The organism is Qipengyuania proteolytica, assembly GCF_019711565.1.
GTDB classification, from domain to species: Bacteria; Pseudomonadota; Alphaproteobacteria; order Sphingomonadales; family Sphingomonadaceae; genus Qipengyuania; species Qipengyuania proteolytica.
In genome coordinates this window covers 334,683-360,029 of sequence record NZ_JAIGNN010000001.1, presented here as the reverse complement: position 1 = coordinate 360,029, position 25,347 = coordinate 334,683, and the positions used below count along the sequence as shown (strand labels likewise).

The following is a 25,347-nucleotide window of genomic DNA, read 5'->3' as shown; positions in this document are numbered from 1 at the left end:
TCTACCCCTTGTCGAGCCCGATATCGGGCGCGTCTTCCTGTTTCATCCCCACGACGTGGTAGCCGCCATCAACATGATGAGTCTCGCCGGTCACGCCCGATGACAGGTCAGACAGGAAGTAGAGGCCCGAGCCGCCGACGTCCTCGATCGTGATGTTCCGGCGCAGCGGCGAGTTCAGTTCGTTCCACTTGAGGATGTAGCGGAAATCGCCGATCCCGCTGGCCGCGAGCGTCTTCACCGGCCCTGCGCTGATCGCGTTGACGCGGATGTTCTGCGGGCCGAGGTCGTTGGCGAGGTACTGGACCGAGGTCTCGAGTGCCGCCTTGGCCACGCCCATCACGTTGTAATGCGGGATGACCTTTTCCGCGCCATAATAGGTCAGCGTAAGGATGGAGCCGCCATTCGGCATCATTTCGGCGGCGCGCTTCGTCACGGCGACGAGGCTGTAGGCCGAGATGTTCATCGTCATCAGGAAGTTGTCGAGGCTGGTGTCGACATATTTCCCGCGCAGCTCGTTCTTGTCGGAAAAGCCGATTGCATGGACGACGAAATCGATCGTCTCCCAGCGCGCCTTGAGTGTGTCGAATGCGGCGTCGAGCGCGGCCATGTCCGACACGTCGCATTCGAAGACGAAGTCGCTGCCGAGCTGCGCCGCGAGCGGCTCGACGCGCTTTTTCAGCGCATCGCCTTGGTAGGAAAAGGCCAATTCCGCGCCGTGCTCGGCCAGCTTCTTGGCAATGCCCCAGGCGAGCGACTTGTCGTTGGCGAGCCCCATGATCAGCCCGCGTTTGCCTGCCATCAATCCGACCATGCCGTGTCCTCTTCGATTTCCTTGGCCAGCGCCTCTCGTCGCCGGTCGTCTTCCTGCCCCAGCCGGTTCATCTCCTCTTCGGGAGATTCCGCCAGCGCCGCATTGAGTTCCGCGCCGATAACGACCCCGAGCCCGACAAGCCAGAAAAAGAACAAGGCGATCATGATGCCCGCAAGGCTGCCATAGGTGAGGTCGTAGGTGAAAAAGCTCCGCAGCACCGCCGGCATGGCGGTGGTGACGACGATCCACCACAGCGTGGTGAACAGCACCCCCGGCCACTTGGGATAGCGCCGCGCGCGGTAGCGCGACGGCGTGAGCGTGTAGAAGATCAGGTAGAGCGAGCCGAACAGGCCGAGCGCAGGCACGATGCGCGAGAGTTGCAGCTGTGTCAGGCGATCGACCAGTTGCGGGAAATAGGCCTGGATCACCTCCTGTGCGGCGCCGATGACGAACTGCGCGATCAGCGACAGCATGAGCAGCAGCACGGCCGCCAGGATCATGCCCGACGAAAACAGCCGGTACATCCAGAACGCCCGGGTCATGCGGGTTCCGTAGGCCCGGCGCAGGATATCGCGGATCGTCTCGACCAGGCTGCCGACCGTCCAGAGGCCGACCAGCGCGCCGACCCACAGCAGCCAGCCGCTGCGCGCCTCGATCACGTCGCGCGCGACCGGTTCGATGACATTGCCCACCATCGGCGGCATGGCGACGAGGACGGCATTAATTGTCGCGGCACGCTCGCTCTCCTCGCCCACCAGCGAGAACAGCGCTGCGCCCAGGATGAAGAAGGGGAAGATCGAAAACATCGCGAGATAGGCGAGGTTGCCCGCGTGGATGAAACCGTCGTTGAAGGTGCCGATCGCGGTGCGCTTCACCACATCCCAGGCGCGCGTTCCCGGACCGACCTGGTTCACGACCCGCTTGCCCAGTCCCCGGGCTTCGGCGCGTCGTACCTCTGGCGACAGCAGGTGCTTTTCCTGCTCGCCGCCATCAGGGAGGAGTTGGGGATTCAAACCTTTACACCCCGAGCTTGCTGCGTGGGTCGCCCTCGTCCTTCCAGCCTTCGAGCCGCTTGGCAAGCACGCCAAGGTCTTCCGGCAGCTGGATTTCCAGCGTCACCAGCTGGTCCCCGCGGGTGCCGTCCTTGCGCGTGAACCCCTTGCCCTTGAGGCGCAACACCGTTCCGCCATGCGTTCCGGGCTTGATCGTCATCATCACCGGTCCGTCGACCGTGGGCACGCGCACCTTGCCGCCGTTCACCGCCTCGTCGAGCGTGATGGGCAGGGCAAAGCGCACATCGTCGCCCTCGCGCTTGTAGAGCCTGTGCTTGTCGATCGCGATGGTGACCAGCCCGTCCCCCGCACCGCCGGGCCCCTGCTGGCCCTTGCCCTTGAGCCGCATCTGGGTGCCGTCCTCGACGCCCTTGGGCAGCTTGAGGTCGATCGTCTTGCCGTCGGACAGGGTGATGCGCTGGTCCTTCAATGTTGCCGCATCGGTGAAGGACACTCGCAGGCGATAGGCGATGTCGGCGCCCTTGCGGGGCGGGGGCGGGGGTCTGCGACCGGCGTTGCCGAACGGGCTGCCGGCCCCTCGTCGCTGGCCTCCGCCGAACAGGCCTTCGAAAATATCGCCGAGGTCGACGCCGTCGTTGCCGAAGCCTTCGAAGTCCTGCGATCGGAACCCGCGCTGGCCGCCGGCAGCCCCGCCGTAGCCGCCACCCATGCCGGCGAAGGGATTGGCCGGGTTGCCATCGGCGTCGATTTCACCGCGGTCGAAACGGGCGCGCTTGTCCTTGTCCGAAAGCAGATCATACGCCTGCGTGACCTGGCTGAACTTCTCCGCCGCCTTGGGGTTGTCCGTGTTGCGATCGGGATGAAGCTCCTTCGCAAGCTTGCGATAGGCGCTCTTGATGTCCTTCTCGGACGCATTGCGCGCCACACCGAGGATGGAATAGGGATCGGATGCGTTCGTAGCCATTCGGCGTATTAGCTAAGTGCAACAGCGCCTGCGCGCAAGCACAGGCGGTTCCCTACACATCGCAGAAGCGTTAGGGGATGCGCGATGACCAGCGTTTTTCTCCTCTGTGCCCCGGGTTTGCGCCAAAAACGGGCCGCAAACGTTTTTGCTCCTGAACAGTGGTCCATGCGGTCCATGTCTCCGATCCTGTAGGGCCAACCGATGCAGAACGACCAGAGCACCATTCCGGCGACCGACCCCTTCGCGCTGTTCGAAGTGTGGTATGGCGAGGCCAGGGCAAGCGAGCCGAACGATCCCAACGCCATGGCGCTGGGGACAGCCTCGCCCGACGGGTTTCCCTCGGTGCGGATGGTGCTGCTGAAGGGTCACGGGCCGGACGGCTTCGTGTTCTACACCAATGCCGAAAGCCGCAAAGGCGAGCAAATCCGCGCCAACATGCGCGCGGCACTCCTGTTCCACTGGAAGAGTCTTCGCCGCCAGATCCGCATCGAAGGCCCGCTCTCCGAAGTGAGCGAGGCAGAGGCCGACGCCTATTTTCACTCGCGTCCGCGCGTTTCGCAGATCGGCTCCGCCGCCAGCGACCAGTCGCGGCCGCTGCCCGCGCGGCACGTCTATCTCGACCGCGTGACAGCACTGGAGGAGCGCTATCCCGAAGGCGATATCCCGCGCCCGCCGCACTGGACCGGTTTCCTCCTGAGCCCGCGCCGGATCGAGTTCTGGAGCGACCGCGAGTTCCGCCTCCACGACCGTCGCCTGTTCACCCGCGACAGCGAAGGGGAGGCGTGGTCGAACACGCTGCTCTACCCATGACCGACGAGCGCGCACGCCTCGCCCGTTCCGCAGCCTTCGCATCGATCAGCGTCGCGCTGATCCTCGTCTCGCTCAAGACCTGGGCTAGCTGGCGGACCGGCTCCACGGCCATGCTCGGCAGCCTCGCCGATTCGGCGCTCGACCTCATCGCCAGCCTCGCCACGCTCACCGGCGTGTGGATCGCCTCGCAACCGGCGGACGAGGACCACCGCTTCGGCCACGGCAAGGCGGAAGCGCTGGCGGCGATCTTCCAGGTCATGCTGATCGCGCTATCGGCCTTCGGCATCGCGGTGCGCGCGATCACGCAATTGTCGGGCGGGGTCGAGACCGCTGCCGCGCAAGAGGGCATCGCCGTCTCGCTGGTCGCCATCGTGCTCACCTTCATGCTGCTCGGCTGGCAGCGTTATGTCATGAGCCGGACGCGCAGCCTCGCGATCCAGACCGACCACCTGCATTACAAGAGCGACCTCTTCCTCAACCTGGCGGTTATCGCGGCGCTGGCGCTCGACCAGTTCGCGGGTCTTTCCAAGGCCGACCCGCTGTTCGGCCTCGCGATCGCCGCATGGCTCGCCTTCGGCGCTTGGCGCGGGGCGAGCGATGCGGTCGACGACCTGATGGATCGCGAATGGCCCGAGGAGAAACGGCTGGCCTTCGTCGAGGCGGTGGCGAAGCATCCCGAGCTCTCCAACCTTCACGATCTGCGCACCCGCACCAGCGGCCATCGCGACTTCGCGCAATTCCATGTCGACATGCCGCCGACGATGACGGTCGAGGAAGCGCACGACATCATCGACCGGGTCGAAGCGGACCTGTGCCGGCAGTTCCCCGGTCTGGAGCTGCTCATCCACATCGATCCCGAAGGCCACGTCGACGAGCCCGACAACCCGCTCGTAGAAGAGGACCAATTCGCCAAGCTGGAGAAGCAGTGATGAGCCGCAAGTTGCCCTACTGGCACGTCGATGCCTTTTCCGACCGGCCCTTCGCGGGCAACCAGGCGGCGGTGATGCCGCTGGAGACTTGGCTCGACGACGCGACGCTGCTGGCAATTGCGGAAGAGAACATGTTTGCGGAAACGGCATTCGTCATTCGCGACGAAAGCGGCCAAGCCGATTGGGAGCTTCGCTGGTTCACGCCGAGCGAGGAGGTTCGCCTGTGCGGTCATGCGACGTTGGCAAGCGGTCATGCGCTGCTCGAACGCGATGGCGGCGAACGAGTGACCTTCCGTACCCGTCAGGCGGGCATACTCGAAGTGCGACGCAGCGATGCAGGCTACGAGCTCGGCCTGCCGCTTATCCCCACGGAGCGGGGTGCGTGGGACGAAGCGGTGAGGCTGCTGGGGGCGACGCCGCAGGAGGTGTGGCTCAATCCCGAGCGATACGGAATCTATCTGTTCGAAAACGAAGAGCAGGTCCGCAAGCTCGACCCCGACCTGCGCGGCCTCAAGGCACTGGGGAACGACCAGTTCATCTGCACCGCGCCCGGCACGCAAACCGATGTGGTCAGCCGCGTATTCGTCCCCGGCGGCGGGGTAGACGAGGACAGCTTCACCGGTTCCGCCCATGCCGCACTCACGTGGTTCTGGACCGAGCGGCTCGGGCGCGACAGCTTCACCGCCTTCCAGGCCTCGCAGCGGGGCGGCCATGCGAGCTGCCGCCGGGTGGGCGACCAGGCATGGCTCGGCGGACCCTGTGTCACCGTGGTCGAAGGCAGCTTCTTCCTGCCCTAGTTTGCGGGGTAGAGCTCGATCACATCGGCCAGTTGCTGAAGCATCGCCTTTCGCTCCTCCGCATTTGAGTGGCCAAGCCGGACGACGGTGAGCTGCTGGCTCGGCGAGACGAAGACGTACTGGCCCATATGGCCGATGGCGGCAAAAGCACTGTGCGGCGCGCGGTCGGGAAACAGCGGATGCTCTTCGCCATCGGGCAGCGGGCGGTTGAGCCAGGTCTGCAGCCCGTAGTGCGGCGATCTGGGGCTGGGTTTCAACATTTCCTCGACCCATGCACGCGGGACCAGCTGCTCGCCCTTCACCGAGCCCTTGTTGCGCAGCATCTCGCCGAACTTCGCCCAGTCGCGGGCGGTGGCGTGGATCAGGCTGCCCCCGATCAGCGTGCCCGATCGGTCGAACTCGGGCACCGCCGAGCTCATGCCGAGCGGCCCGAAGAGGCGGGCCTGCAAATAGTCGGACACGGCCTTGCGGCGGACGTCGGGATTGCGGCTCTCGGTCAGCGCCCGCGCCGCGATGTCGGCGAGGATCACGGTCGTATTGGAGGAATATTCGAACTTCGAGCCCGGCTCCGCCTCGAGCGGCTGCGCCGTGGCGTAGTCGGCCATGTCGTCGCGCCCATCGAGGAAGAGCATGCGCACCTCGCCACTCTCGTAAGGTGGGTCGCCCGCCTCGGTATGCTCGAGGCCCGAGCGCATCTGGAGCAATTGGCGCAAGGTGATTTCCGCGCGCGGATCGCCCGGCCGTTGCCAGCGCGGCACGGGAGCAGGGGCGTCGAGCCGCAGTTGGCCATCGGCCACCAGCATGCCGATCATGACGCAGGTCACCGTCTTGGCCATCGACCAGCTGACGAAGCGGGTTTCGGGGCCATAGCCTTCGGCATAGCGCTCGGCCGCGATCTGGCCGCCATGTACGACCACAAGTGCGCGCGTTTCGCCCAGCCCGTCCAGCGTGAACAGCTGGTCGGTCTCGCGCGCCAGGGCATTGGTCGGCGCGCCCGGGTTGTCCTTGATCGCGGCGAGCGCTTCCTCGCTCAGCGGCGGCTCTTCCGCGGGCCCGGGGGAGCCACAGGAACCAAGGCTTGTGACAGCAAGGAGAAGCGCGATAAGGGGTGCGGGCCGCGAGGACATGCGGCGTCACTCGCACGAAGGAATCCCGCTTGGCAACGGCCAAAAAACGCTCCTCCAAACTGCGCCTCTGGCTGTGGCTCGCGATCCTCATTGCGGGCGTCGGCGCGATCGCCTGGGCTGTCTGGGGCGACGGCATACGCCGTACCGCCGGTGCCGGAACGGCCTATGGCGCGCATGTCGCCTGCTCCTGCCGGTTCGTCGCCGGACGGAGCCTGGGCGACTGCGCGAAGGACAAGCTGGAAGGCATGGAATTCGTGCGCTTCAGCGAGGATGCGGCGGCGAAGAGCGTGACAGCCACGGTTCCGCTCATTGCGTCCGACACGGCCACCTATCGCGAAGGCTATGGCTGTGTCCTGCGGGAGTGGGAGGGCTAACCCGCCTCGCGCAGGAAGGCGGCATAGGCCTCGCGCAGGCCCTTCTCCAGTTCGATGCGCGGCGACCAGCCGAGTGCGGCCAGGCGCGACGAATCCAGCAGCTTGCGCGGCGTGCCATCCGGTTTCGTCGGGTCGCAGTCGATCCGCCCTGCGAAGCCGACGACCCGCGCAACCAGCGCCGCAAGATCGGCGATCGCGATGTCCTCGCCCGACCCGATGTTGATGGGGGCCTGTTCCGAATAGTCCCGCAAGAGCAGCACGCAGGCATCGGCGAGATCGTCGACATGCAGGAATTCGCGGCGCGGCGTCCCGGTGCCCCAGATGGTCACACTCTCCGCGCCGGAAAGCTTCGCTTCGTGAGCCCGGCGGATCAGGGCGGGCACGACATGGCTGCTCTCAGGGTCCCAATTGTCGCCGGGACCGTAGAGGTTGGTCGGCATGGCAGAGATGAAATCGCAGCCATATTGCGCGCGATAGGCAGCCGCGAGCTTGAGACCGGCGATCTTGGCGATCGCATAGGCCTCGTTCGTGGGTTCGAGCGGTCCGCTCAGCAGCGCATCCTCACCGATCGGCTGCGGCGCGTGCTTGGGATAGATACAGGACGAGCCGAGGAACAGCAGCTTACGGGCTCCGTGCCGATGGCTGGCTTCGATTACATTCGTGGCGATCGCCAGGTTGTCGTAGAGAAACTCCGCCGGGCGGGTGGCGTTGGCCATGATCCCGCCCACCCGCGCTGCCGCCAGGATGATGCCGTCGGGCCGGTTTTCACCGAACCAGCATTCGACCGCTGCCTGGTCGCGCAGGTCCACCGATCGTGGCGCTGTCAGGACTTCGCACGCTTCGCGCTCGAGCCTGCGTAACAGTGCCTTGCCGACCATGCCGCCATGGCCCGCTACCCAGACGCGCCTGCCTTCGAGCGCGAAGCGCGCCATCTTCAGTAGCCCTGGATCAGGGCGATGTCCGCGGCCACCATTTCGCGGGCCAGCTCGCGCACGGGTACCGAGGCTTGCCAGCCGAGCTCCGCCTTGGCTTTGCTCGGGTCGCCGAGCAGGAAGTCGACCTCGGTCGGGCGAAAATAGCGCGGATCGATCTCGACGAGGCAGCGGCCCGTATCGGCGCAATAGCCCTTCTCATCCAAGCCTTCGCCGCGATATTCGAGCGCGACGCCGATGTCTTCGAAGGCCCAGCGGGTGAATTCGCGCACGCTGGTGGTGGCGCCGGTCGCCAGGACGTAGTCACCGGGTGTCTCCTGCTGCAGGATGCGCCACATGCCAACGGCATATTCGCGGGCATGGCCCCAGTCGCGCTGGGCGTCGAGATTGCCGAGGTAGAGCCGGTCCTCGATTCCGAGCGATATCGCCGCGACGCCGCGGCTGATCTTGCGCGTGACGAAGGTCTCGCCGCGCACAGGACTTTCGTGGTTGAACATGATTCCGCAGCTGGCGTGCAAGCCATAGGCTTCGCGGTAGTTCACCGTGATCCAGTGCGCGTAGAGCTTGGCAACCGCATAGGGGCTGCGCGGATAGAAAGGCGTCGTCTCGTCTTGCGGAGACTGCTGGGCGAGCCCGTACATCTCGCTGGTCGACGCCTGGAAGAAGCGGGCCGTCTTCTCCATGCCGAGGATGCGGATGGCCTCGAGCAGGCGCAGCGTGCCGAGCCCGTCGGCATTGGCGGTATATTCGGGCGTCTCGAAGCTGACCTGGACGTGACTTTGCGCGGCGAGGTTGTAGATTTCGTCCGGCTGCACTTCCTGCACGACGCGGATGATGTTGGTGGCGTCTGTCACGTCGCCGAAGTGCAGGTGCATCCGCTGGTCGTCGGCATGCGGATCTTCGTAAATGTCTTCGATCCGGCCGGTGTTGAAGGAGGACGAGCGGCGCTTGACCCCATGAACCTCATAGCCCTTCTCCAGCAGCAGCCGCGCGAGGAAGGACCCGTCCTGCCCCGTGACGCCGGTTATCAATGCGCGCTTTGCCGCCACCTCGACCTCGTTATCGCTTTTGCCAAACGGATTGGCCATTCACCGGCGCTGTGCAAGGCCGCAAGTCGGGAATTGCCCCGCTTTCAGGCTTCCACCGGCTGGGTCGACTCGATCCAGCCGCCCCCGACAACGCGCTCACCGGCATAAATGACCGCCGCCTGGCCAGGGGCAACGCCATACTCGGGCTGGTCGAAATGCAGCGTGACCGCCCGCCCGTCGCCCAGCGATCCCTCGATCGTGACCGGTACCGGCTTGGCCAGGCTGCGGACTTTCGCGGTCAAGGGGACATCGGGAAGCGGACCGATCCGGTTGGTCTCGCCGATCCGCGCCGCCGTGACCGCCAGCAGGCGCCTCGGCCCCACGCGAACCTCGGCCTTCTCCGCATCGATGCCGACAACATAGAGCGGCTCTGGCTGGCCTCCGATTTCGAGCCCGCGCCGCTGACCGACGGTGTAATGGATGACGCCCTTGTGCGCACCCAGAACCTCGCCACTAGTGGCATGGACGATATTGCCCGGGCGCACGCCTTCGGGGCGCATCTTCTTCACGATCTTCGCGTAATCGCCATCTGGCACGAAGCAGATGTCCTGGCTGTCCGGCTTGGCCGCATTGCGCAGCGTTGCTTCTTCGGCCAGCTGGCGCACTTCCGACTTGGGCATACCGCCGAGCGGGAAGCGCAGGAAATCGAGCTGTTCCTCGGTGGTGGCATAAAGGAAATAGGACTGGTCGCGCGCCGGATCGAGCGCGCGGTGCAGTTCGGGGCCTGCAGGTCCTGCGACGCGGCGCACGTAATGGCCGGTCGCAAGGCAATCTGCGCCCAGTTCGCGCGCCATTGCAAACAGGTCGGTGAATTTCGGCCCCATGTTGCAGCGGATGCACGGCACCGGTGTCTGGCCGGCGAGATAGGAATCGGCGAACGCTTCGACCACCTCTTCACGAAAGGCGCTTTCGTGGTCGTGCACGTAATGCGCGATGCCGAGCCGCTCAGCGACGGCGCGCGCGTCCTGGATGTCGTCGCCCGCACAGCAGGCGCCCTTGCGGCCGGTGGCTGCGCCGTAATCGTAGAGCTGCAGGGTGATGCCGATCACCTCCGCGCCACTGCGCGCGGCGAGTGCGGCGACGACCGAGCTATCGACGCCGCCCGACATCGCCACGACGATGCGGCTCTCGGCAGCCGGCTTCGGCAGGTCGAAAAGGTCGGCGGCTGCGGCCGGGGAAAGGGCGATGCTGTCGGGCATGGCGGCCCCATACACGCCATCGGGGCTTGCCACCAGTGGGCAGCGCAGCAAGCCGCAGGCGATGTTTTACACTTCGTTCACCATGTGGCGTTATCCACAATGGCATGTTCGAGGGGCAATTCAACAGGGCGAACATTGCCGAGACTGCGGATGCCGCGGATCTCCGCCGTTTTCGGTGGACCGATCTGGTTGCACGGCTCGCCGCGACTCGGGAGCTTCGCGACGAGATTGCGCGTATCGAAGGGGGCTTCACCGCCTTTGCCGATGTGCGTCGGGAAGGCTGCGAAAAGGGTGAAGGCACCGTTAACCATGATGTTTCAGCACATGGAAAACAGGACGCTTTAGGCACTGGGGACGCCGCAGATGATGCGGCACCAGGCGAACGAGAGACGGAATGATTGAAAACCAGGATATCCGCCCAGCGCAGGTAATCGGCCCCCTCGGGGAGCCGCTGACGCTTGACGATCTGCCTTCGCCCAAGACGAAGCGCTGGGTCGTTCGCCGCAAGGCGGAGGTGGTGGCGGCCGTCAACGGCGGCCTCCTGTCGATCGACGAAGTGCTCGAGCGGTACAGCCTGAGCCTGGAAGAATTCGCCTCCTGGCAACGCGCTGTGGATCGCTCTGGCATGCAGGGCCTGCGGGTCACGCGGATCCAGCACTATCGTGACCTTTACGAGCGTCAGCTGAAATATTGAGCCCGTCTCCGCCAGGAGCGGAAACGAACTCCATCGAAAAGCATTTCCATTCTGTCCCGACGTCAGAGCGGGAACCTCGCACCGCTGGGCCCGTTCAGAGTCCATCGGGTAGACGGGTGATCAAGGAGGAAGTGCAATGGGTTGGATTATCGCAATTATCGTCGGCGGTGTCGCCGGCTGGCTCGCAAGCATGGTCATGAAGCGCGACGCTTCGATGGGCATCTTCTGGAACATCATCGTCGGCATCATCGGTGCAGTTCTCGGCAACGCCGTGCTCGCTCCGCTGCTCGGCTTCGGCGGCAGCATCCAGAGCTTCAATCTCGGCGGCTTCGTGATCGCCATCCTTGGCGCGATCATTCTGCTCGCGATTGCCAATCTGGTGCAGCGCGGACGCGTTCGCTAAGAAATAGCAAAACTAACTTACCGGAGGGCCGGCGGTTGCAAGACCGCCGGCCCTCTTACTTTTTGCGCTTTGCGATATACTGCGCGGGAACTGGTCGTTCGTCCCTTCGGGGCGCACACCGGTCGATAGTTCCATTGCTCGCGCCCGATGCCCGGTCTAACGGCGGTACAGCTTATATCTTGCGCGAAGTGACATAGCAGGATAATACACTGCGATCCTTGAGGACGCGTACCGGGGCAGTATGGCGATGAATTACGAATCTGGTTTTGAGGCGGAACGAGTGGAGCCGATGGCCGAAAGCGCTGATTTCGAGACCGTCGATGTCCAGTCGGGCGGTAACCGGCGCCGCTGGATCGCGATCATCGCTGTCGTCGCGCTGGCCTTGGCCGTTCTCGCCTATTTCGCCCTTTCGGGCGCAGCGGGCGAAGAGGCGGCTCCCGAGGAGTCGCAGCTTCCCACGGTGACGGTCATCGCCCCTGGCGAGAGCACAGTCGAAGGAACGATCACCGCGACCGGCACGCTGGCTGCCCGTCGCGAGATGCCCGTGGGCGTCGTCGGCGAAGGCGGACGCGTCATCTCCATCCCGGTCGAGGCCGGCGATTGGGTGCGCCAGGGCCAGGTGCTCGCTGTCATCGACCGCTCGGTCCAGTCGCAACAGGCACAAAGTGCCGCAGCGCAGGTCCAGGTCGCGCAGGCGGATGCCAGCCTCGCGCAGGCCAATCTGAATCGCTCGCTCCAGCTGGTAGAGCGCGGGTTCGTGTCCAAGGCTGATGTCGATCGCCTTACCGCAACGCGTGACGCCGCCGTCGCCCGGGTCCGCGTGGCGCAGGCCCAGTTGCGCGAGCTCCAGGCCCGCAATGCCCGGCTCAACGTCGTCGCGCCGGCGGCAGGCTTCGTGCTCGAACGCAGTGTCGAGCTGGGTCAGACCGTGAGTGCCGGATCCCCCCCGCTGTTCCGGATAGCCCGTGGCGGGGAGATGGAAGTGCTCGCCAGGCTCGGCGAAATGGAACTCGCACGGGTCTCGGCCGGCGTTTCCGCGGAAGTGACCCCGGTGGGTTCGGAAAAGGCCTATGTCGGCAATGTCTGGCAGGTGTCCCCGATCATCAGCACCCAGGATCGCCAGGGCACCGCGCGCGTTGCGCTCGCCTATGCGCCGGGTCTGCGTCCGGGGGGCTTTGCCACGGTCGTGATCAAGAGCGGCACCGTCAATGCGCCGATCCTGCCCGAAAGCGCCGTGCTCTCAGACGACGCGGGGAGCTATGTCTACATCGTAGGCGAAGGCGACAAGGTCGAGCGCCGCGACATCGAACTGGGTCCGGTGACGGCGGACGGTATCATCATCGAGAACGGCCTCAGCGGACGCGAGCGTATCGTCCTGCGGGCCGGCGGCTTCCTCAATCCGGGCGAGACGGTCAAGCCGGTCCGGGCGGCAAGCTGAGCGGAGCAGGCGCATGAATTTTCGCAATATTTCCGCCTGGTCGATCCGCAACCCGGTCATCCCGATTGTCGTCTTTCTGGCCCTGCTCCTCGCGGGCGTACTCAGCTTCGTGCGCATGGATGTGGTCAACAACCCGGACGTCGAATTTCCCGGGGTGAATATCACCATCGTTCAGCCTGGCGCCGCCCCCACCGAAATCGAAAACCAGATCACCCAGCGGGTCGAATCCGCCGTACGTTCGATCGACGGCGTCAAGCGTATCAGCTCGACTGCGCGCGAGGGCAGTTCCAATACATTCGTCTCGTTCGAAGTCGGAATCGATACCAATGACTCCGTTTCGGAGGTCAAGAACGCGATCGACGGGGTTCGCGGAAGTTTGCCCGATGGGATTTTGGAGCCGCAGATAACCAAGGCCAATCCGGCCGGGGGTTTCCTCGGTATTTATGCCGTCGAGGCCGACGACATGACCATCGAGCAATTGAGCTGGTTTATCGACGACACGATCGCCAAGCGCCTTCTCGCAGTCGAAGGGATGGCCGAAGTGAACCGTTTCGGCGGGGTCAATCGCGAAATCGAGGTCCTGCTCGACCCGGCTCGCATGCAGGCACTCGGCGTGACGGCCGGACAGGTCAATGGCCTGTTGCGCCAGGTCAATCTCGACGCGGGCGGTGGCGTGGCCGAGGTGGGCGGTACGCGGCAGTCCGTCCGCGTGCTCGGCGACACCGAGACCGCCTATGAATTGTCACAGCGGCAACTCCAGCTTGGCGGTGGCCGGACGATCAAGCTGGCCGACATCGCCACGGTTCGTGACGGTTATTCCGAGCGCAGCTCGATCAGCAAGGTGCGCGATAAGGAAGTCGTCAACTTCGGGATGTCGCGGGCCAAGGGCGCTTCCGACGTCACGACTTTCGATGAAGCCAAGCGGGTCATCGAGGAGATCGAAGAGGAAAATCCGGGCGTCACCTTCATCCCGCTCTTCAACACGGTCAAATACACGGAAAGCCAGTACGAAAGCTCGATCGCTGCGATGATCGAAGGCGCCATCCTCGCCGTGGTCGTGGTCTTCTTCTTCCTGCGTGACTGGCGTGCGACGGTGATCAGTGCGGTCGCCATCCCATTGTCGGCAATCCCGACCTTCTGGTTCATGGACCTGCTCGGGTTCAATTTGAACTTCCTCTCGCTTCTGGCGCTGGGGCTGGTGGCCGGGGTCTTGGTCGACGACGCGATCGTGGAGATCGAGAACATCGTGCGGCACATGCGGATGGGCAAAACTGCCTACCAAGCCTCGATCGATGCGGCCGACGAGATCGGTCTGGCTGTCGTCGCGACCTCGTTCTGCATTGTTGCGGTCTTCCTGCCGGTTGGCTTGATGCCCGGCGTCACCGGCCAGTTCTTCCGCAACTTCGGCCTGACCGTCGTGGTGGCGGTGCTGATGAGCCTTGCCGTCGCACGCATGATCACGCCGATGATGGCGGCCTATTTCCTCGAAGCGAAGGGACATGCCACGCACGGCGAGGGCAAGTGGATGGATCGTTACATGGGCGTCCTGCGGTGGTCGCTTGATCGCGGCAAACTCTACGCTCGCCGTGAAGGCTTGTCCGGACCCAAGCGCCGCTGGCTCTATGTCTTGTCTTTCGTGTTGCTGATCATCGTCCTGATCGTGCTTCCCGCAGTCGTGGTATTCAGCGCTTGGGGCGCGATTTCGGGGATCGGCCTGCCGGACAAGATCCCGGCTTCGCTGGGGCTCGATGCCACCGCCGGGGCGGGGTTCCTGCTCGGGCGCATCATCCTGCTTCTGGAACTCGCTGCGGTCACCGCAACCGGCTTTCTCGCGGCACGCCTCGTTCTCGTCCTCCTATCGCTGGTGACGCGGGTGCGAAGCTCTGTTCACGCAAGCTGGCGTTGGCTTGAAGCCCGCTTCTACGACCATCGCGTATGGATGCTGACGCTCGGATATTTCTCCTTCCTGCTCACCGTCCTGCTGTTCATGAACACCCCGTTCCAGTTCGATCCCGAGATCAACGACGACAACGTCCGCGTCGAGATCGAAATGGTGCCGGGCACGACCCTGCAGTCCACTGAAGTGGTCGCCGATAGCGTGGCAGATCTCATGTACGAGCAGCCGGAGGTCGAGCAGGCGCTCGAGGTCGTGCGGGAAGGCAATGCGACACTTTATGTATCGCTCAAGCCGGATCGGCAGCGCAAGTCGTTCGAGCTTACCCGCGAGCTGGGGCCGGCCCTGGCGCAATTCCCCGACGCCCGCGTACGCTTCCAGAGCCAGAGCGGTCCGGGAGGCGGCGGTAGCGGGCGCGACATCACCGTCATGCTTGCCGGATCCGACCCGACCCTGCTGAACCAGACCGCAGCGCAACTGGTCGAAGAGATGAAGGGGCTCGACATGATCGTGGCTCCGCGGATCAGCGCCGACGTGAGCCGGCCAGAGATCATCATTCGTCCGCGCCCGAACATCGCTGCCGAACTTGGTGTCACCACGGTTGCCCTCAGTCAGGCAATCCGCATCGCGACGATGGGCGAGATCGAGCAGAACGCCGCAAAATTCTCGCTGTCCGACCGCCAGATTCCCATTCGCGTCAAGTTGCCGATGGATTCCCGGCGCGACCTGACCACGATCGAGAACCTCCCGGTTCCCATTGCGAACGGCGGTTCGGTGCCCTTGAGCCGGGTCGCCGACATAAGCTTCGGTGCCGGGCCGACCGCGATCCAGCGTTACAATCAGAGCCGGCGCGTATTCGTTGGCGCCGACCTTGCGCCGAACGTGTTGCGTGGCAACGCGATGGAGGCGATCGACAACTTGCCGACCCTGACTAACCTCCCGTCCGGCGTGGTTCGCGATCAGGTCGGTTCGGACGAGCTTCAGACCGAATTGGCGGAGAATTTCTCGACCGCGCTGGTTTCCGGCATCCTGCTGGTTTTCGCCGTGCTGGTCCTGCTCTACAAGCGCTTCATGTCCCCGCTAGTGAACATGTGCTCGCTGGCGCTCGCTCCGCTGGGCGGGATCTTCCTCGTCTGGCTGGTCGGCCAGCCGCTTTCCATGCCCGTCCTTATCGGCGTCTTGCTGTTGCTTGGCATCGTGTCGAAGAACTCGATCCTGCTGATCGACTTCGCGATCGAGGAGATGGCGACCGGGAAGCGCAAGCTGGATGCGATCATGGAAGCCGGTCACAAGCGTGCACAGCCCATCGTGATGACCACCGTTGCAATGACTGCGGGCATGATTCCCACGGCGATCTCGATCTCGGGTGACGGGGCTTGGCGCGCGCCGATGGGCACGGTCGTGATCGGCGGCCTGATCCTCTCGACCTTGCTCACCTTGCTTATCGTTCCCGCAGGCTTCAGCCTCGCCGACGGCTTCGAAAAGCGGATCGGCCCGTGGATGCGGCATCGACTGCTCACCTATCGACCGGGCGATGAGTCGTTGACCTCCGGCACCCCGGCGTCAGGAGCCGAGCCGGCCGAGTAATGTGATGATGCTCACTGATCCCGTTCGCGGGCAACAGACAATCGCCCAAAGGAAAAGGGGGCCAGCTTGCGCCAGCGCCCCTCTGTCTTGCGGCGCCGCCCCACGGGTGATCGTTCCCCGTCGGACAGGGACGCTATCAGCAATAGAACTTCTGGAGAAACCAGACTTCGAAGCTGGTCGGTTCCATATCGCAAATACTCGGCGAACGCTCGCCAGCGCTCGCTACGCCACCAAGGCCAACGGTTGCAAGAGCGAAGGCAGTTGCCAAGAGTTTGGTCGATTTCCTCATGTATTTGTCCTCTAACCAAATGGATTCTTTATTTTCGAAACTGTTCCTGTGACGGAACAGAAACTTAATTAAGTCCGAACCAGCAATAAAATCAATCGCACAATCGGGTTTCTCTTGAAAAAGGATCGCAAGTCGACCGAGCCTTCCATCTTTCATGATCGCGCAATCGTGATGCGGCGAACTGCGACCGGGTTGATCGTGCTGATGGCCGGGCTGTTTCTGCTGTCCGGCCGCTATCTCGGGCTGCACCCTGCCTGGGGCTATCTCCATGCTTTCAGCGAAGCGGCGATGGTGGGCGGGTTGGCCGACTGGTTCGCGGTGACCGCCCTGTTCCGGCGGCCCCTCGGCCTGCCTATACCGCACACTGCGATCATTCCCGAAAACAAGGATCGCATTGCCGACACTATGGCGGGCTTCCTGCGCGAAAACTTCCTCACTCCCGCGGTGGTCGGGCGCCGGATGGGTTCGATGAATCTCGCAAAAGCGGTCGGGTCCTATCTCTCCGACCCGCAGGCCACGCGCGATTCGCGCATCCGCATCGGCGCCGGGGAACTGGCGGTGGAGGTGCTGGAGTCGCTCGACCCCGACCGCCTCGGCGGACAGGTCAGGAGCGGCATCAAGTCGCAGCTCGACAAGCTGGAGATCGCCCCGCTGCTCGGTGGCATGCTCACCGCCATGATCGCGGATGGCCGCCACAAGCCGCTGATCGACAAGATCATCCGCTGGGCGGGCCTCGTCCTGGAAGACAACGAAGAGATGGTGCGCGACATGGTGCACAAGCGCGCCAATGCCGTCCTCCGCTTCACCGGGCTCGACGAGCGCCTTGCGAATTCCGTTCTCGATGGCCTCTACAAGCTGCTCGCCGAAGTGCTGGTCGACCCCGACCACCCTTTGCGCGACAAGATCGAGGAAGGCCTCGCCGAGTTCGCGACCGGCCTGCGCGACGATCCCGAGCTGCAGGCCAAGGTCGAGCGGCTGAAGCGCGAGCTGCTCAACAACCCGGCGATCGCCGACTGGTGGCAGGGCGTGTGGGAGCGGCTGCGCGGCAATCTCATCTCCACCATCCGCGAGTCCGGTGGGCTCGGTTCCGGCTATGTCAGCGAGACGCTGGCCGAACTCGGCACGGCGCTGCGCGATGACGAGCGCCTGCAACGCCAGATCAACCGCTTCGCCCGCCGCACCGCCGTAGGGATCGCGACCCGCTACGGCGACCAGATCGTGCGCCTCGTCTCCGAAACCGTGCGCCGGTGGGACGCGCAGACCATCACCGACCGGGTGGAAGGCGCGGTGGGTCGCGACCTCCAGTTCATCCGGATCAACGGGACCATGGTCGGCGGGCTCGTCGGCCTGACCATACACGCACTCGACGTGTATGTTTTGTGAGCGGGCTCAAAACATCCGATAGAGGATCGAGTTCACGTAATACGATGCCATGGGGTTGCCATCGCTGTCACGCGCGGGTTCGAATTCGGCAATGCGCATGAATTCCGTGCACGGCCGGTCGTCGAAATCCTCGGCCAGGGTGATGTTGGTGATCTTGCATTCGGTGGCGCGACCTTCGCTATCCACCATGACGCGAATGCTGAGATCGGCCTGAATGCCCCAGCGCTCCGCCTTGCTCGGATAGTATTTCTGGATGCGCGCGGCGACTTGGGAAATGTTCTTCGGCTTGGGAGCGGTTACGCGGCGGCTTTGCGCTGCAAGGTCCAGGCCCCAGGTCGAGACCAGATCGTCCATGCACGTGTTGAGAATTTCGAACAACTGACCCAGACTGCCGGTCATCAGGCGCTGAGGCTGCCGCTTGTTGCGCGTCAACTGAACCCATTCGATCGCCTTTCCTTCGGCAATATCGAGCCGGGCGAGCCCGGGTTCGTTATCCCGGTCGGCGTCATCCTCCTCCGCATCCGCTTCGTCTTCGCGAATGCGGGACCCACGAAACGCCCGCCCGAACTTGGCGAGCGTTATGCTCTCTTCCAGCTCTTCCTCGAAAGACGCGTTGCCGGGTCCGAACCGGATATCCAGCCTGTGCGATCGGCCGAGATCCTTGATGGCTTCGCCGGCTACGATCCACCGGGGCTGGTCCCCCGGGCTCAATTGCTCCAAGAACAGGATCGTCTGCTCTTCGCCTTCCCCGAAGATCCTGGCCGCGCGGCAGCGCGATTCGGCGAAATCCACCTGCCATGGCGTGGACGGAGCAATTTCCAGCGGCCCCTGTTCCTCCGCAGCTTCGACGGAAGTCAGGGGCAGGGATGAAACGGCGGCTGCCAACAGGATTTTACGCCACGACAAAGAAAACCCTCCCGAAACAGTAATTTCGGGAGGGTCTAATATAGTTGGCAAACAAATCAATCAGAGCTTGGAAGTAAGCTCCGGCACGATCTTGTAGAGATCGCCGACGAGGCCGATGTCCGCGACCTGAAAGATCGGGGCGTCTTCGTCCTTGTTGATGGCAATGATCGTCTTGGAATCCTTCATCCCGGCGAGGTGCTGGATCGCACCCGAAATGCCGATGGCGATGTAGACTTCCGGGGCCACGATCTTGCCAGTCTGGCCGACCTGGTAATCGTTGGGCACGTAGCCCGCGTCGACTGCGGCGCGGCTCGCACCGATCCCGGCGCCGAGCTTGTCGGCGAGCGGGGTGATAACTTCCTCGAAAGTAGCGGCGTCCTTCAGCGCACGGCCGCCCGAGACGATCACTTTGGCGCTGGTCAGTTCGGGACGGTCGCTCTTGGCGATTTCCTGGCTGACGAAGCTGGACACGCCAGCATCGGCCGGACCGGAGATCTCTTCGACGGTGCCCGAGCCGCCCTCTGCCACGGCCTTTTCGAACGCGGTGCCGCGCACGGTCAGGACGAGCTTCGCATCGGTGCTTTCGACCGTGGCGATGGCGTTGCCGGCATAGATCGGCCGGGTGAAGGTCTTCTCGCCTTCGACCGAGAGGATGTCCGACACCTGCATCACGTCGAGCAGCGCAGCGACGCGTGGGGCGATGTTCTTGCCCGTGGTGGTCGCCGGGGCGACGAAGGCATCGTGGTGGCCCATCTGGTCCACGATCAGCGGCGCCACGTTCTCGGGCAGAGCATGTTCGTAGGCGGCATTGTCGGCGAGGTGGACCTTGCCGACGCCGGCGATCTTCGCGGCCTCATCGGCCACCGCGCGGCAGCCCGAGCCTGCGACCAGCAGGTGGACTTCGCCCAGCTTCGAGGCGGCGGTGACGGCGGCGAGCGTCGCATCGGCGACGGTCTTGTTGTCGTGTTCGACCCAAACGAGGGTTTTCATGGCTGTCTTCCTTCTCGTCCGAATGGCTCAGGCGATGCCGAGCGCTTTGATCTTGGCGACCAGTGCATCGACGTCTTCGACCTTCTCGCCGGCCTGGCGGACGGGCGGTTCGGACACGTTGGTGGTCTTGAGGCGCGGCGCGGTGTCGACGCCGTAATCGGCCGGGCTCTTCGTATCGAGCGGCTTCGACTTCGCCTTCATGATGTTCGGCAGCGAAGCATAGCGCGGCTCGTTCAGGCGCAGGTCGGTGGTGACGATCGCGGGGAGCGAAAGCTTCACCGTCTGCAGGCCGCCGTCGATCTCGCGCTTCACGGTGACGCTGTCGCCATCGACCTCGACCGTGTTGGCGAAGGTGCCCTGCGGACGGCCCATGAGCGCGGCGAGCATCTGGCCGGTCTGGTTCGAATCGTCGTCGATCGCCTGCTTGCCGAGCATCACGATGCCCGGCTGTTCTTCGTCGGCGATGGCCTTGAGGATCTTGGCGACGGCCAGCGGTTCGACCTCGTCGTCGGTCTGCACGAGGATCGCGCGGTCGGCACCCATGGCGAGCGCGGTGCGCAGCGTTTCCTGGGCCTTGGCCGGGCCGACGCTGACGGCGACGATCTCGGTCGCCTTGCCCGCTTCCTTGATGCGGATGGCCTCTTCGACGGCGATTTCGTCGAAGGGGTTCATGCTCATCTTGACGTTGGCGAGGTCGACGCCGGAGCCGTCCGCCTTGACGCGCGGCTTCACGTTGTAGTCGATCACCCGCTTGACGGGGACGAGGATTTTCATCGGGTTTCCTTCCTCTCGAATGAATCTACGGCCCGCCTAGCTTGCGTTTACGTAAACGTCAAGTTGGTGGCACGCCATCATGCAACGGACCCTCGCGCTCCCCCTTTTCTCAGTCGGGATGGGCACGTTGCGGTGGGCCATATCACCAACGCCCGGATTCGGGGCAAGTTTCGCTGGTCGTGCAGAAGGCGCGCGCGGCCCGGCAGTGCGGCTTGCCTCGTTCCAGGCGCCACCGTTTCCCCAGCGGGCGACAAAGCGACAAAGGCGACCGGGTGTCGCCTTCATATTTCGTGCGCAAAACCAGACGCTTGGGCCGGTCTTGAGGGCCTAAAGCGACAGGAGGGGCGATTTCAGAAATTTTCGCCGGGGCGGCCCTGCCGCGATGAGCCGCTTCCTCCGTAGCCGATCGTCGCGGCTGTAGGAAAGGCCGGTTCGCCCTGCACGCCGCAGGGGAACCGGCTTGCTTCCGAAGCTGCGGTTACGCGGCCTTCTTGACCTCGGCCACGATCTTGCGCGCAGCGTCGCCCAGATCGTCGGCGCTGACGATGGCGAGGCCCGAATTGTCGAGGATGGCCTTGCCTTCGTCGACATTGGTGCCTTCGAGACGGACGACCAGCGGGACCGAAAGGTTCACGTCCTTCGCCGCCTGGACGATGCCGTTGGCGATGACGTCGCACTTCATGATGCCGCCGAAGATGTTGACGAGGATGCCTTCGACTGCCGGGTCCTTGAGGATGATCTTGAATGCCGCGGTGACCTTCTCGGTGGTGGCACCGCCGCCCACGTCGAGGAAATTCGCCGGGAAGGCGCCGTTCAGCTTGATGATGTCCATCGTCGCCATGGCAAGGCCCGCGCCGTTGACCATGCAGCCGATGTTCCCGTCGAGCTTGATGTAGGCGAGGTCGTATTCGCTCGCCTCGACTTCGGCCGGGTCTTCCTCGGTCTCGTCACGGAGAGCCTCGATGTCCTTGTGGCGGAACAGCGCGTTGCCGTCGAAGCTCATCTTGGTGTCGAGTACGAGGAGGTTGCCGTCCTCGGTTTCCACCAGCGGGTTGATCTCGAGCATTTCGCAATCGAGGTCCATGAAGGCGGTGTAGAGCTGCTTCGCCAGCTTCTGTGCCTGCTTGTTGAGCTCGCCCGACAGCTTGAGCGCAAAGGCCACCGCGCGGCCGTGGTGCGGCATGAAGCCCTGCGCCGGGTCGATCGTGATGGTGGTGATCTTCTCAGGGGTCGAGTGGGCGACTTCCTCGATATCCATGCCGCCCTCGGTCGAAACGATCATGGCGACGCGGCCGCTGGCGCGGTCGACGAGCATGGAGAGGTAGTATTCCGACGCGATGTCGACGCCGTCGGTCACGTAGAGACGGTTGACCTGCTTGCCCGCATCGCCGGTCTGGATCGTCACCAGCGTGTTGCCGAGCATTTCCTTCGCGTTGGCTTCGACATCCTCGATGCTCTTCGAGAGGCGAACGCCGCCCTTCGCGTCGGGGCCGAGTTCCTTGAACTTGCCCTTGCCGCGCCCGCCGGCGTGGATCTGGGCCTTCACGACATAGAGCGGCCCGGGCAGCTGCTTCGCACCTTCGACCGCCTCTTCGACGGTGAGTGCGGCGTGTCCGGCGGGGATGCCGATGCCGTATTTCGCGAGCAGTTCCTTGGCCTGATATTCGTGAATGTTCATGTCGAAGCTTCGTCCTTCGCGTTTGGCGCGTGGGGTAAAAGGGAGTCGCGTGCGCCATAAGCATGTCTGGGCTCGCTTGAAAAGTGCTGCGTTCGCGTGCAGGGCGCAGGGCGTCTCCATGATCGACAGTACCCGTCTCGAATCGATCGTCTCCGAAGCGGGGCGCATCGCGCACGACCTCTGGCCGGGCGCGGGCAATTCTGTGCGCAGCTGGGAAAAGGAGCCGAACAGCCCGGTGTGCGAGGCGGACCTCGCGGTCGACGCCTTCCTCAAGCGCGAGCTCGGTGCCCTGTTGCCTGCGGCGGGCTGGCTGTCCGAAGAGACGGCGGACGATCCGGCGCGGCTCGGCCGGGACCTCATCTGGCTGGTCGATCCGGTCGACGGGACGCGCGATTTCATCCGCGGACGCAGCGGCTGGGCGGTCTCGGTTGCGCTGATCAGCGCAGGCCGGCCGCTGATGGCCATGCTGTCCGCGCCGGCGCGCGGCGAGATGTGGAGCGCGGTCGCCGGGCGCGGGGCGGTGCGCAATGGCGAAGCGCTCGTGGCATCGAGGCGCAGCGAATTCAGCGGCTCGCGGGTTCCCGCAGCCTCGCTGCCCAAGACCGACGCCGATCTGGTCACGGTCGACCAGCCCAACTCGATCGCGCTGCGCATCGCGATGGTCGCGGCGGACGAGGCGGACCTGGTCGCGACCCTGCGCTGGGGCTTCGAATGGGACATCGCCGCCGCGGGCCTGATCGCGCGTGAAGCTGGCGCGGCGGTGACCGACGCCTTTGGCAACACGCTCGGCTACAACAAACGCGATCCGCGGGCCTTCGGCGTCCTCGCCAGCTCCCCGCAAATCCACGCCGCCGCCGTCGAGCGCCTCGCCCGGCGCGCCGAAAGCATGCGGACGTAAAAAGGGGCCGACCCGAAGGCCGACCCCTTTTTCGTGCGATTGCCCGAAGGGCTCTTGTTATCGCTGTTCAGCTCCGCGTCACTGCGCCTGCTGGGCAGCTTCGATATCCTGCTGGTCGAACGGGATGATCTTGATTTCGACGCGGCGGTTGAGCGGTTCGTTCACGCCGTCGCCGGTCTGGACCTTGAGCTGCGTTTCGCCGAAGCCCATCCAGCGGATGCGCGAGGACGCGACGCCCTGCGAGATCAGGTAGTTGGCGACTGCCTGCGCGCGCTGTTCCGACAGGCGCTGGTTGGCGTCGGCCGAACCGGTCGTGTCGGTGTGGCCGTACACGTCGACGAGGCTGCTCGGATACTGGCGCAGGCTGGTTGCGACGCGGTCGAGCAGGTCGCGGAAGCCGGGCGAGATCGTGTAGCTGCCGGTGGCGAAGGTGACGCCGTCGGGCAGGTTGACGAGGATCGCATCGCCGCCGTCGACTTCGGACACGTCCACGCCGGACCCGGCGGTCTGTTCCTTCAGTTCCTTGATCTGCTGGTCCATGCGGTAGCCGACATAGCCGCCTGCCGCCGCACCACCGACTGCGCCGATGATGCGCCCGGTCTTGCCGCCGATGACGCCGCCGAGCAGGCCGCCGACGATGGCGCCGCCGGCGCCGCCGAGGACGGTGCGCGAAATCTTCTGCTCACCGGTGTTGGGATCGGTGACGCAGGCCGAAACGGTCATCAGCGAGACGGCTGCAAGGCTGGCTGTAAGGATACGCGATTTTGTCATTCTCTTTTCCTCCTTCAAGGCGGAGTTTCCGGCCTTCCCGACCGGATTATTCTCCGCACGCGGTGGGACGCGCCCACCCGCGCCATGATGCCTGTAACCTTCGCGTGGCTGGCTCGTTCCTGAGCCACCGGTAAAATTGTGTGCAGGCCAACGGGTCGAGGCGCTGGCGCGGCGGCGGAATTGTGCTAGCCGGAAGCTGTGACACCCTTTCCCTGGACCGACCTGCTCATCATTGCCGGGCTCATCGTGCTCAACGGCGTCTTCGCCATGAGCGAGCTGGCAATCGTCTCAGCGCGCACGGCGACGCTCAAATCCGCCGCCAACCAGGGCAATGGCGGGGCGAAGATCGCCATCGCGCTCGCCGCCGAACCGGGCAAGTTCCTGTCGACCGTGCAGATCGGCATCACCCTGATCGGCATCATCGCCGGCGCCTATTCGGGCGCGAGCCTCGGCGGCCCGGTCGCGGAGCGGCTGGTTGCACTGGGCTTTCCCGGCGAATGGGCGGAGGAGGCCGGCTTCGCCCTCGTGATTGCGGTGACCACCTATCTCAGCCTGGTGGTGGGCGAGCTCGTTCCCAAGCAGGTGGCGCTTCGCGCGGCGGCACCGATCGCCATGGTCATGGCCCGACCGATGGCCATCCTCGCCAAGGTCGCGGCGCCGCTGGTGTGGCTGCTCGATGCCTCGTCCAGCATCCTCATCCGCCTGCTCGGCGTGCGGTCCGGCGGTCAGGGGTCGGTCACGGCGGAGGAATTGCACATGCTCTTCGCCGAGGCGACGCGTAGCGGGGTGATCGAGCACGAACAGCACCAGATGCTGCAGGGCGTGGTGCGGCTCGCCCAGCGTCCGGTGCGCGAGATGATGACGCCGCGCACCGAAGTCGACTGGATCGACGTCACGGCCGACGCCGAGGCGATTCGCGCGGCGATCGAGGACAGCCCGCATTCGCTCATGCCGGTCGCCGACGGATCGCCCGACAAGGTCCTCGGCGTGGTCAAGGTGCGCGAAATCCTCTCGCTGCTGGTGGCGGGCGAGACCGTCGACCTCACCGCCCTCATGAAAAAGGCGGAGGTCGTCCCCGACCAGCTCGATGCGGTCGATGCCCTGCGCGTCCTGCAGCAGGCCGAGATCGCGATGGCCATGGTCCACGACGAATACGGCCACCTCGACGGGATCGTGACGCCGGTCGACCTGCTGACCGCGCTGGTGGGCGACTTCGCCAGCGACCAGGACCACGGCGAGGCGCCCGCCATCGTCGAACGCGAAGACGGCAGCCTGCTCGTCTCCGGTTCGCTCTCCGCCGATGCGCTCGCGGACCGGCTGGGCCTGGAGTATGGCGACGACCGCGAATTCGGCACGGCCGCGGGCTACGCGCTGCACGTCCTCAAGCGCCTGCCGACCGAAGGCGAACACTTCCACGACCAGGGCTGGCGCTTCGAGGTGGTCGACATGGACGGCCGCCGGATCGACAAGCTGCTCGTCTCGAGCGAGTCCGGCGATTTGGAAGATGGTGCTGCCGGAGAGAATTGAACTCCGGCTATTCACTCAAGCTCGATCAGCCCGCACGACGCATTCCGCTGCCTTCCGCTCCTGCGCCGGGC

The 25,347-nt window shown here is 64.6% G+C and carries 25 protein-coding genes; 11 read left to right on the top strand and 14 right to left on the bottom strand.

The genetic code is table 11. The features are described from left to right. Position 1: 1 nt before the first annotated feature. From fabI to K3172_RS01705, 3 genes are read right to left on the bottom strand one after another with little or no spacing between them, the layout of a single operon-like run. Positions 2–811 carry an enoyl-ACP reductase FabI gene (gene fabI / locus K3172_RS01715; protein WP_221586746.1) on the bottom strand — a complete coding sequence of 270 codons (810 nt, stop codon included), beginning with the start codon at positions 809–811 and terminating at the stop codon, positions 2–4. Then, positions 799–1,824, bottom strand: coding sequence for a YihY/virulence factor BrkB family protein (locus K3172_RS01710; protein ID WP_221586745.1), 1,026 nt, complete (start codon positions 1,822–1,824; stop codon positions 799–801). The genes fabI and K3172_RS01710 overlap by 13 nt, the downstream gene beginning before the upstream one ends. A gap of 4 nt (positions 1,825–1,828) precedes the next feature. Next, on the bottom strand, positions 1,829–2,788 hold the full coding sequence (locus K3172_RS01705; RefSeq protein WP_221586744.1) for a DnaJ C-terminal domain-containing protein: 960 nt from the start codon (positions 2,786–2,788) through the stop codon (positions 1,829–1,831). 201 nt (positions 2,789–2,989) lie between these two features. Between K3172_RS01705 and pdxH the strand changes: the two genes are divergently transcribed. The 3 genes from pdxH to K3172_RS01690 are packed head-to-tail and all read left to right on the top strand — an operon-like array spanning position 2,990 to position 5,324. Beyond that, complete coding sequence (pdxH, locus tag K3172_RS01700) at positions 2,990–3,598, top strand: pyridoxamine 5'-phosphate oxidase (protein WP_221586743.1); 609 nt, start codon at positions 2,990–2,992, stop codon at positions 3,596–3,598. Further along, positions 3,595–4,527, top strand: a complete 933-nt coding sequence (locus K3172_RS01695; protein ID WP_221586742.1) for a cation diffusion facilitator family transporter — start codon at positions 3,595–3,597, stop codon at positions 4,525–4,527. Before pdxH ends, K3172_RS01695 begins: the two co-directional genes overlap by 4 nt. Next, positions 4,527–5,324, top strand: coding sequence for a PhzF family phenazine biosynthesis protein (locus K3172_RS01690; protein WP_221586741.1), 798 nt, complete (start codon positions 4,527–4,529; stop codon positions 5,322–5,324). The genes K3172_RS01695 and K3172_RS01690 overlap by 1 nt, the downstream gene beginning before the upstream one ends. On the opposite strand, the gene K3172_RS01685 is transcribed toward K3172_RS01690, so the two are convergent. Then, positions 5,321–6,451: a serine hydrolase domain-containing protein gene (locus K3172_RS01685; protein ID WP_221586740.1), complete on the bottom strand. Its 1,131-nt coding sequence runs from the start codon at positions 6,449–6,451 to the stop codon at positions 5,321–5,323. The genes K3172_RS01690 and K3172_RS01685 overlap by 4 nt on opposite strands. Before the next feature lie 29 nt (positions 6,452–6,480). Between K3172_RS01685 and K3172_RS01680 the strand changes: the two genes are divergently transcribed. Beyond that, entirely contained in the window at positions 6,481–6,825 is a 345-nt protein-coding gene (locus tag K3172_RS01680; RefSeq protein WP_221586739.1) for a hypothetical protein, read from the top strand. On the opposite strand, the gene K3172_RS01675 is transcribed toward K3172_RS01680, so the two are convergent. The 4 genes from K3172_RS01675 to K3172_RS01660 all read right to left on the bottom strand — a co-directional run bounded on the left by K3172_RS01675 (position 6,822) and on the right by K3172_RS01660 (position 10,355). Then, complete coding sequence (locus tag K3172_RS01675) at positions 6,822–7,757, bottom strand: GDP-L-fucose synthase family protein (protein WP_221586738.1); 936 nt, start codon at positions 7,755–7,757, stop codon at positions 6,822–6,824. The genes K3172_RS01680 and K3172_RS01675 overlap by 4 nt on opposite strands. 2 nt (positions 7,758–7,759) lie before the next feature. Further along, positions 7,760–8,845: a GDP-mannose 4,6-dehydratase gene (gene gmd, locus K3172_RS01670; RefSeq protein ID WP_221586737.1), complete on the bottom strand. Its 1,086-nt coding sequence runs from the start codon at positions 8,843–8,845 to the stop codon at positions 7,760–7,762. A 44-nt stretch (positions 8,846–8,889) separates the two neighbouring features. Beyond that, the gene (gene mnmA / locus K3172_RS01665) at positions 8,890–10,044 is read right to left on the bottom strand and encodes a tRNA 2-thiouridine(34) synthase MnmA (protein ID WP_221588933.1); all 1,155 of its coding nucleotides are present in this window, start codon (positions 10,042–10,044) and stop codon (positions 8,890–8,892) included. A 77-nt stretch (positions 10,045–10,121) separates the two neighbouring features. After that, positions 10,122–10,355 (bottom strand): hypothetical protein, encoded by a 234-nt coding sequence (locus K3172_RS01660; RefSeq protein WP_221586736.1) that lies wholly within the window; start codon positions 10,353–10,355, stop codon positions 10,122–10,124. Between the two features lie 83 nt (positions 10,356–10,438). On the opposite strand from K3172_RS01660, the gene sciP reads away from it, so the two are divergent. The 4 genes from sciP (at position 10,439) to K3172_RS01640 (ending at position 16,060) form a co-directional block, all read left to right on the top strand. After that, positions 10,439–10,738 (top strand): CtrA inhibitor SciP, encoded by a 300-nt coding sequence (gene sciP / locus K3172_RS01655; RefSeq protein WP_221586735.1) that lies wholly within the window; start codon positions 10,439–10,441, stop codon positions 10,736–10,738. Between the two features lie 136 nt (positions 10,739–10,874). Continuing rightward, positions 10,875–11,141 carry a GlsB/YeaQ/YmgE family stress response membrane protein gene (locus K3172_RS01650; protein ID WP_221586734.1) on the top strand — a complete coding sequence of 89 codons (267 nt, stop codon included), beginning with the start codon at positions 10,875–10,877 and terminating at the stop codon, positions 11,139–11,141. Between the two features lie 247 nt (positions 11,142–11,388). Continuing rightward, positions 11,389–12,579, top strand: a complete 1,191-nt coding sequence (locus K3172_RS01645; protein ID WP_221586733.1) for an efflux RND transporter periplasmic adaptor subunit — start codon at positions 11,389–11,391, stop codon at positions 12,577–12,579. A 13-nt stretch (positions 12,580–12,592) separates the two neighbouring features. Beyond that, positions 12,593–16,060: an efflux RND transporter permease subunit gene (locus K3172_RS01640; protein WP_221586732.1), complete on the top strand. Its 3,468-nt coding sequence runs from the start codon at positions 12,593–12,595 to the stop codon at positions 16,058–16,060. Positions 16,061–16,196: 136 nt separating this feature from the next. Here K3172_RS01640 and K3172_RS01635 read toward each other — a convergent pair whose 3' ends face one another. Continuing rightward, positions 16,197–16,505: a hypothetical protein gene (locus K3172_RS01635; protein WP_221586731.1), complete on the bottom strand. Its 309-nt coding sequence runs from the start codon at positions 16,503–16,505 to the stop codon at positions 16,197–16,199. 15 nt (positions 16,506–16,520) lie between these two features. Between K3172_RS01635 and K3172_RS01630 the strand changes: the two genes are divergently transcribed. Next, positions 16,521–17,732, top strand: coding sequence for a DUF445 domain-containing protein (locus K3172_RS01630; protein WP_221588931.1), 1,212 nt, complete (start codon positions 16,521–16,523; stop codon positions 17,730–17,732). Positions 17,733–17,738: 6 nt separating this feature from the next. Here the strand turns inward: K3172_RS01630 and K3172_RS01625 are convergent, their stop codons facing one another. From K3172_RS01625 to sucC, 4 genes are all read right to left on the bottom strand, one after another. Further along, the gene (locus K3172_RS01625; protein ID WP_221586730.1) at positions 17,739–18,617 is read right to left on the bottom strand and encodes an energy transducer TonB; all 879 of its coding nucleotides are present in this window, start codon (positions 18,615–18,617) and stop codon (positions 17,739–17,741) included. Between the two features lie 81 nt (positions 18,618–18,698). After that, entirely contained in the window at positions 18,699–19,628 is a 930-nt protein-coding gene (locus tag K3172_RS01620) for an electron transfer flavoprotein subunit alpha/FixB family protein (RefSeq protein ID WP_221586729.1), read from the bottom strand. Between the two features lie 27 nt (positions 19,629–19,655). Continuing rightward, positions 19,656–20,402 carry an electron transfer flavoprotein subunit beta/FixA family protein gene (locus tag K3172_RS01615; RefSeq protein WP_221586728.1) on the bottom strand — a complete coding sequence of 249 codons (747 nt, stop codon included), beginning with the start codon at positions 20,400–20,402 and terminating at the stop codon, positions 19,656–19,658. Positions 20,403–20,880: 478 nt separating this feature from the next. Beyond that, on the bottom strand, positions 20,881–22,080 hold the full coding sequence (gene sucC / locus K3172_RS01610) for an ADP-forming succinate--CoA ligase subunit beta (protein ID WP_221586727.1): 1,200 nt from the start codon (positions 22,078–22,080) through the stop codon (positions 20,881–20,883). Between the two features lie 118 nt (positions 22,081–22,198). Here sucC and K3172_RS01605 point away from each other — a divergent pair, with 118 nt between their 5' ends. Further along, entirely contained in the window at positions 22,199–22,978 is a 780-nt protein-coding gene (locus K3172_RS01605; protein WP_221586726.1) for a 3'(2'),5'-bisphosphate nucleotidase CysQ, read from the top strand. 78 nt (positions 22,979–23,056) lie between these two features. Here K3172_RS01605 and K3172_RS01600 read toward each other — a convergent pair whose 3' ends face one another. Further along, positions 23,057–23,749 (bottom strand): YiaD family glycine zipper/OmpA-like lipoprotein, encoded by a 693-nt coding sequence (locus K3172_RS01600; RefSeq protein WP_221586725.1) that lies wholly within the window; start codon positions 23,747–23,749, stop codon positions 23,057–23,059. Positions 23,750–23,947: 198 nt separating this feature from the next. Here K3172_RS01600 and K3172_RS01595 point away from each other — a divergent pair, with 198 nt between their 5' ends. Next, on the top strand, positions 23,948–25,276 hold the full coding sequence (locus K3172_RS01595; protein ID WP_221586724.1) for a hemolysin family protein: 1,329 nt from the start codon (positions 23,948–23,950) through the stop codon (positions 25,274–25,276). Positions 25,277–25,347 lie beyond the last annotated feature (71 nt).

Coding starts and splice junctions, on each gene's coding strand:
- K3172_RS01675 (WP_221586738.1), bottom strand. CDS start 7,757: ATGGCGCGCTTCGCGCTCGAAGGCAGGCGCGTCTGGGTAGCGGGCCAT.
- K3172_RS01605 (WP_221586726.1), top strand. CDS start 22,199: ATGATCGACAGTACCCGTCTCGAATCGATCGTCTCCGAAGCGGGGCGC.
- mnmA (WP_221588933.1), bottom strand. CDS start 10,044: ATGCCCGACAGCATCGCCCTTTCCCCGGCCGCAGCCGCCGACCTTTTC.
- sciP (WP_221586735.1), top strand. CDS start 10,439: ATGATTGAAAACCAGGATATCCGCCCAGCGCAGGTAATCGGCCCCCTC.
- K3172_RS01635 (WP_221586731.1), bottom strand. CDS start 16,505: ATGAAAGATGGAAGGCTCGGTCGACTTGCGATCCTTTTTCAAGAGAAA.
- K3172_RS01600 (WP_221586725.1), bottom strand. CDS start 23,749: ATGACAAAATCGCGTATCCTTACAGCCAGCCTTGCAGCCGTCTCGCTG.
- K3172_RS01645 (WP_221586733.1), top strand. CDS start 11,389: ATGAATTACGAATCTGGTTTTGAGGCGGAACGAGTGGAGCCGATGGCC.
- sucC (WP_221586727.1), bottom strand. CDS start 22,080: ATGAACATTCACGAATATCAGGCCAAGGAACTGCTCGCGAAATACGGC.
- fabI (WP_221586746.1), bottom strand. CDS start 811: ATGGTCGGATTGATGGCAGGCAAACGCGGGCTGATCATGGGGCTCGCC.
- gmd (WP_221586737.1), bottom strand. CDS start 8,845: ATGGCCAATCCGTTTGGCAAAAGCGATAACGAGGTCGAGGTGGCGGCA.
- K3172_RS01630 (WP_221588931.1), top strand. CDS start 16,521: ATGCGGCGAACTGCGACCGGGTTGATCGTGCTGATGGCCGGGCTGTTT.
- K3172_RS01650 (WP_221586734.1), top strand. CDS start 10,875: ATGGGTTGGATTATCGCAATTATCGTCGGCGGTGTCGCCGGCTGGCTC.
- pdxH (WP_221586743.1), top strand. CDS start 2,990: ATGCAGAACGACCAGAGCACCATTCCGGCGACCGACCCCTTCGCGCTG.
- K3172_RS01695 (WP_221586742.1), top strand. CDS start 3,595: ATGACCGACGAGCGCGCACGCCTCGCCCGTTCCGCAGCCTTCGCATCG.
- K3172_RS01690 (WP_221586741.1), top strand. CDS start 4,527: ATGAGCCGCAAGTTGCCCTACTGGCACGTCGATGCCTTTTCCGACCGG.
- K3172_RS01660 (WP_221586736.1), bottom strand. CDS start 10,355: ATGGTTAACGGTGCCTTCACCCTTTTCGCAGCCTTCCCGACGCACATC.
- K3172_RS01615 (WP_221586728.1), bottom strand. CDS start 20,402: ATGAAAATCCTCGTCCCCGTCAAGCGGGTGATCGACTACAACGTGAAG.
- K3172_RS01640 (WP_221586732.1), top strand. CDS start 12,593: ATGAATTTTCGCAATATTTCCGCCTGGTCGATCCGCAACCCGGTCATC.
- K3172_RS01685 (WP_221586740.1), bottom strand. CDS start 6,451: ATGTCCTCGCGGCCCGCACCCCTTATCGCGCTTCTCCTTGCTGTCACA.
- K3172_RS01620 (WP_221586729.1), bottom strand. CDS start 19,628: ATGAAAACCCTCGTTTGGGTCGAACACGACAACAAGACCGTCGCCGAT.
- K3172_RS01705 (WP_221586744.1), bottom strand. CDS start 2,788: ATGGCTACGAACGCATCCGATCCCTATTCCATCCTCGGTGTGGCGCGC.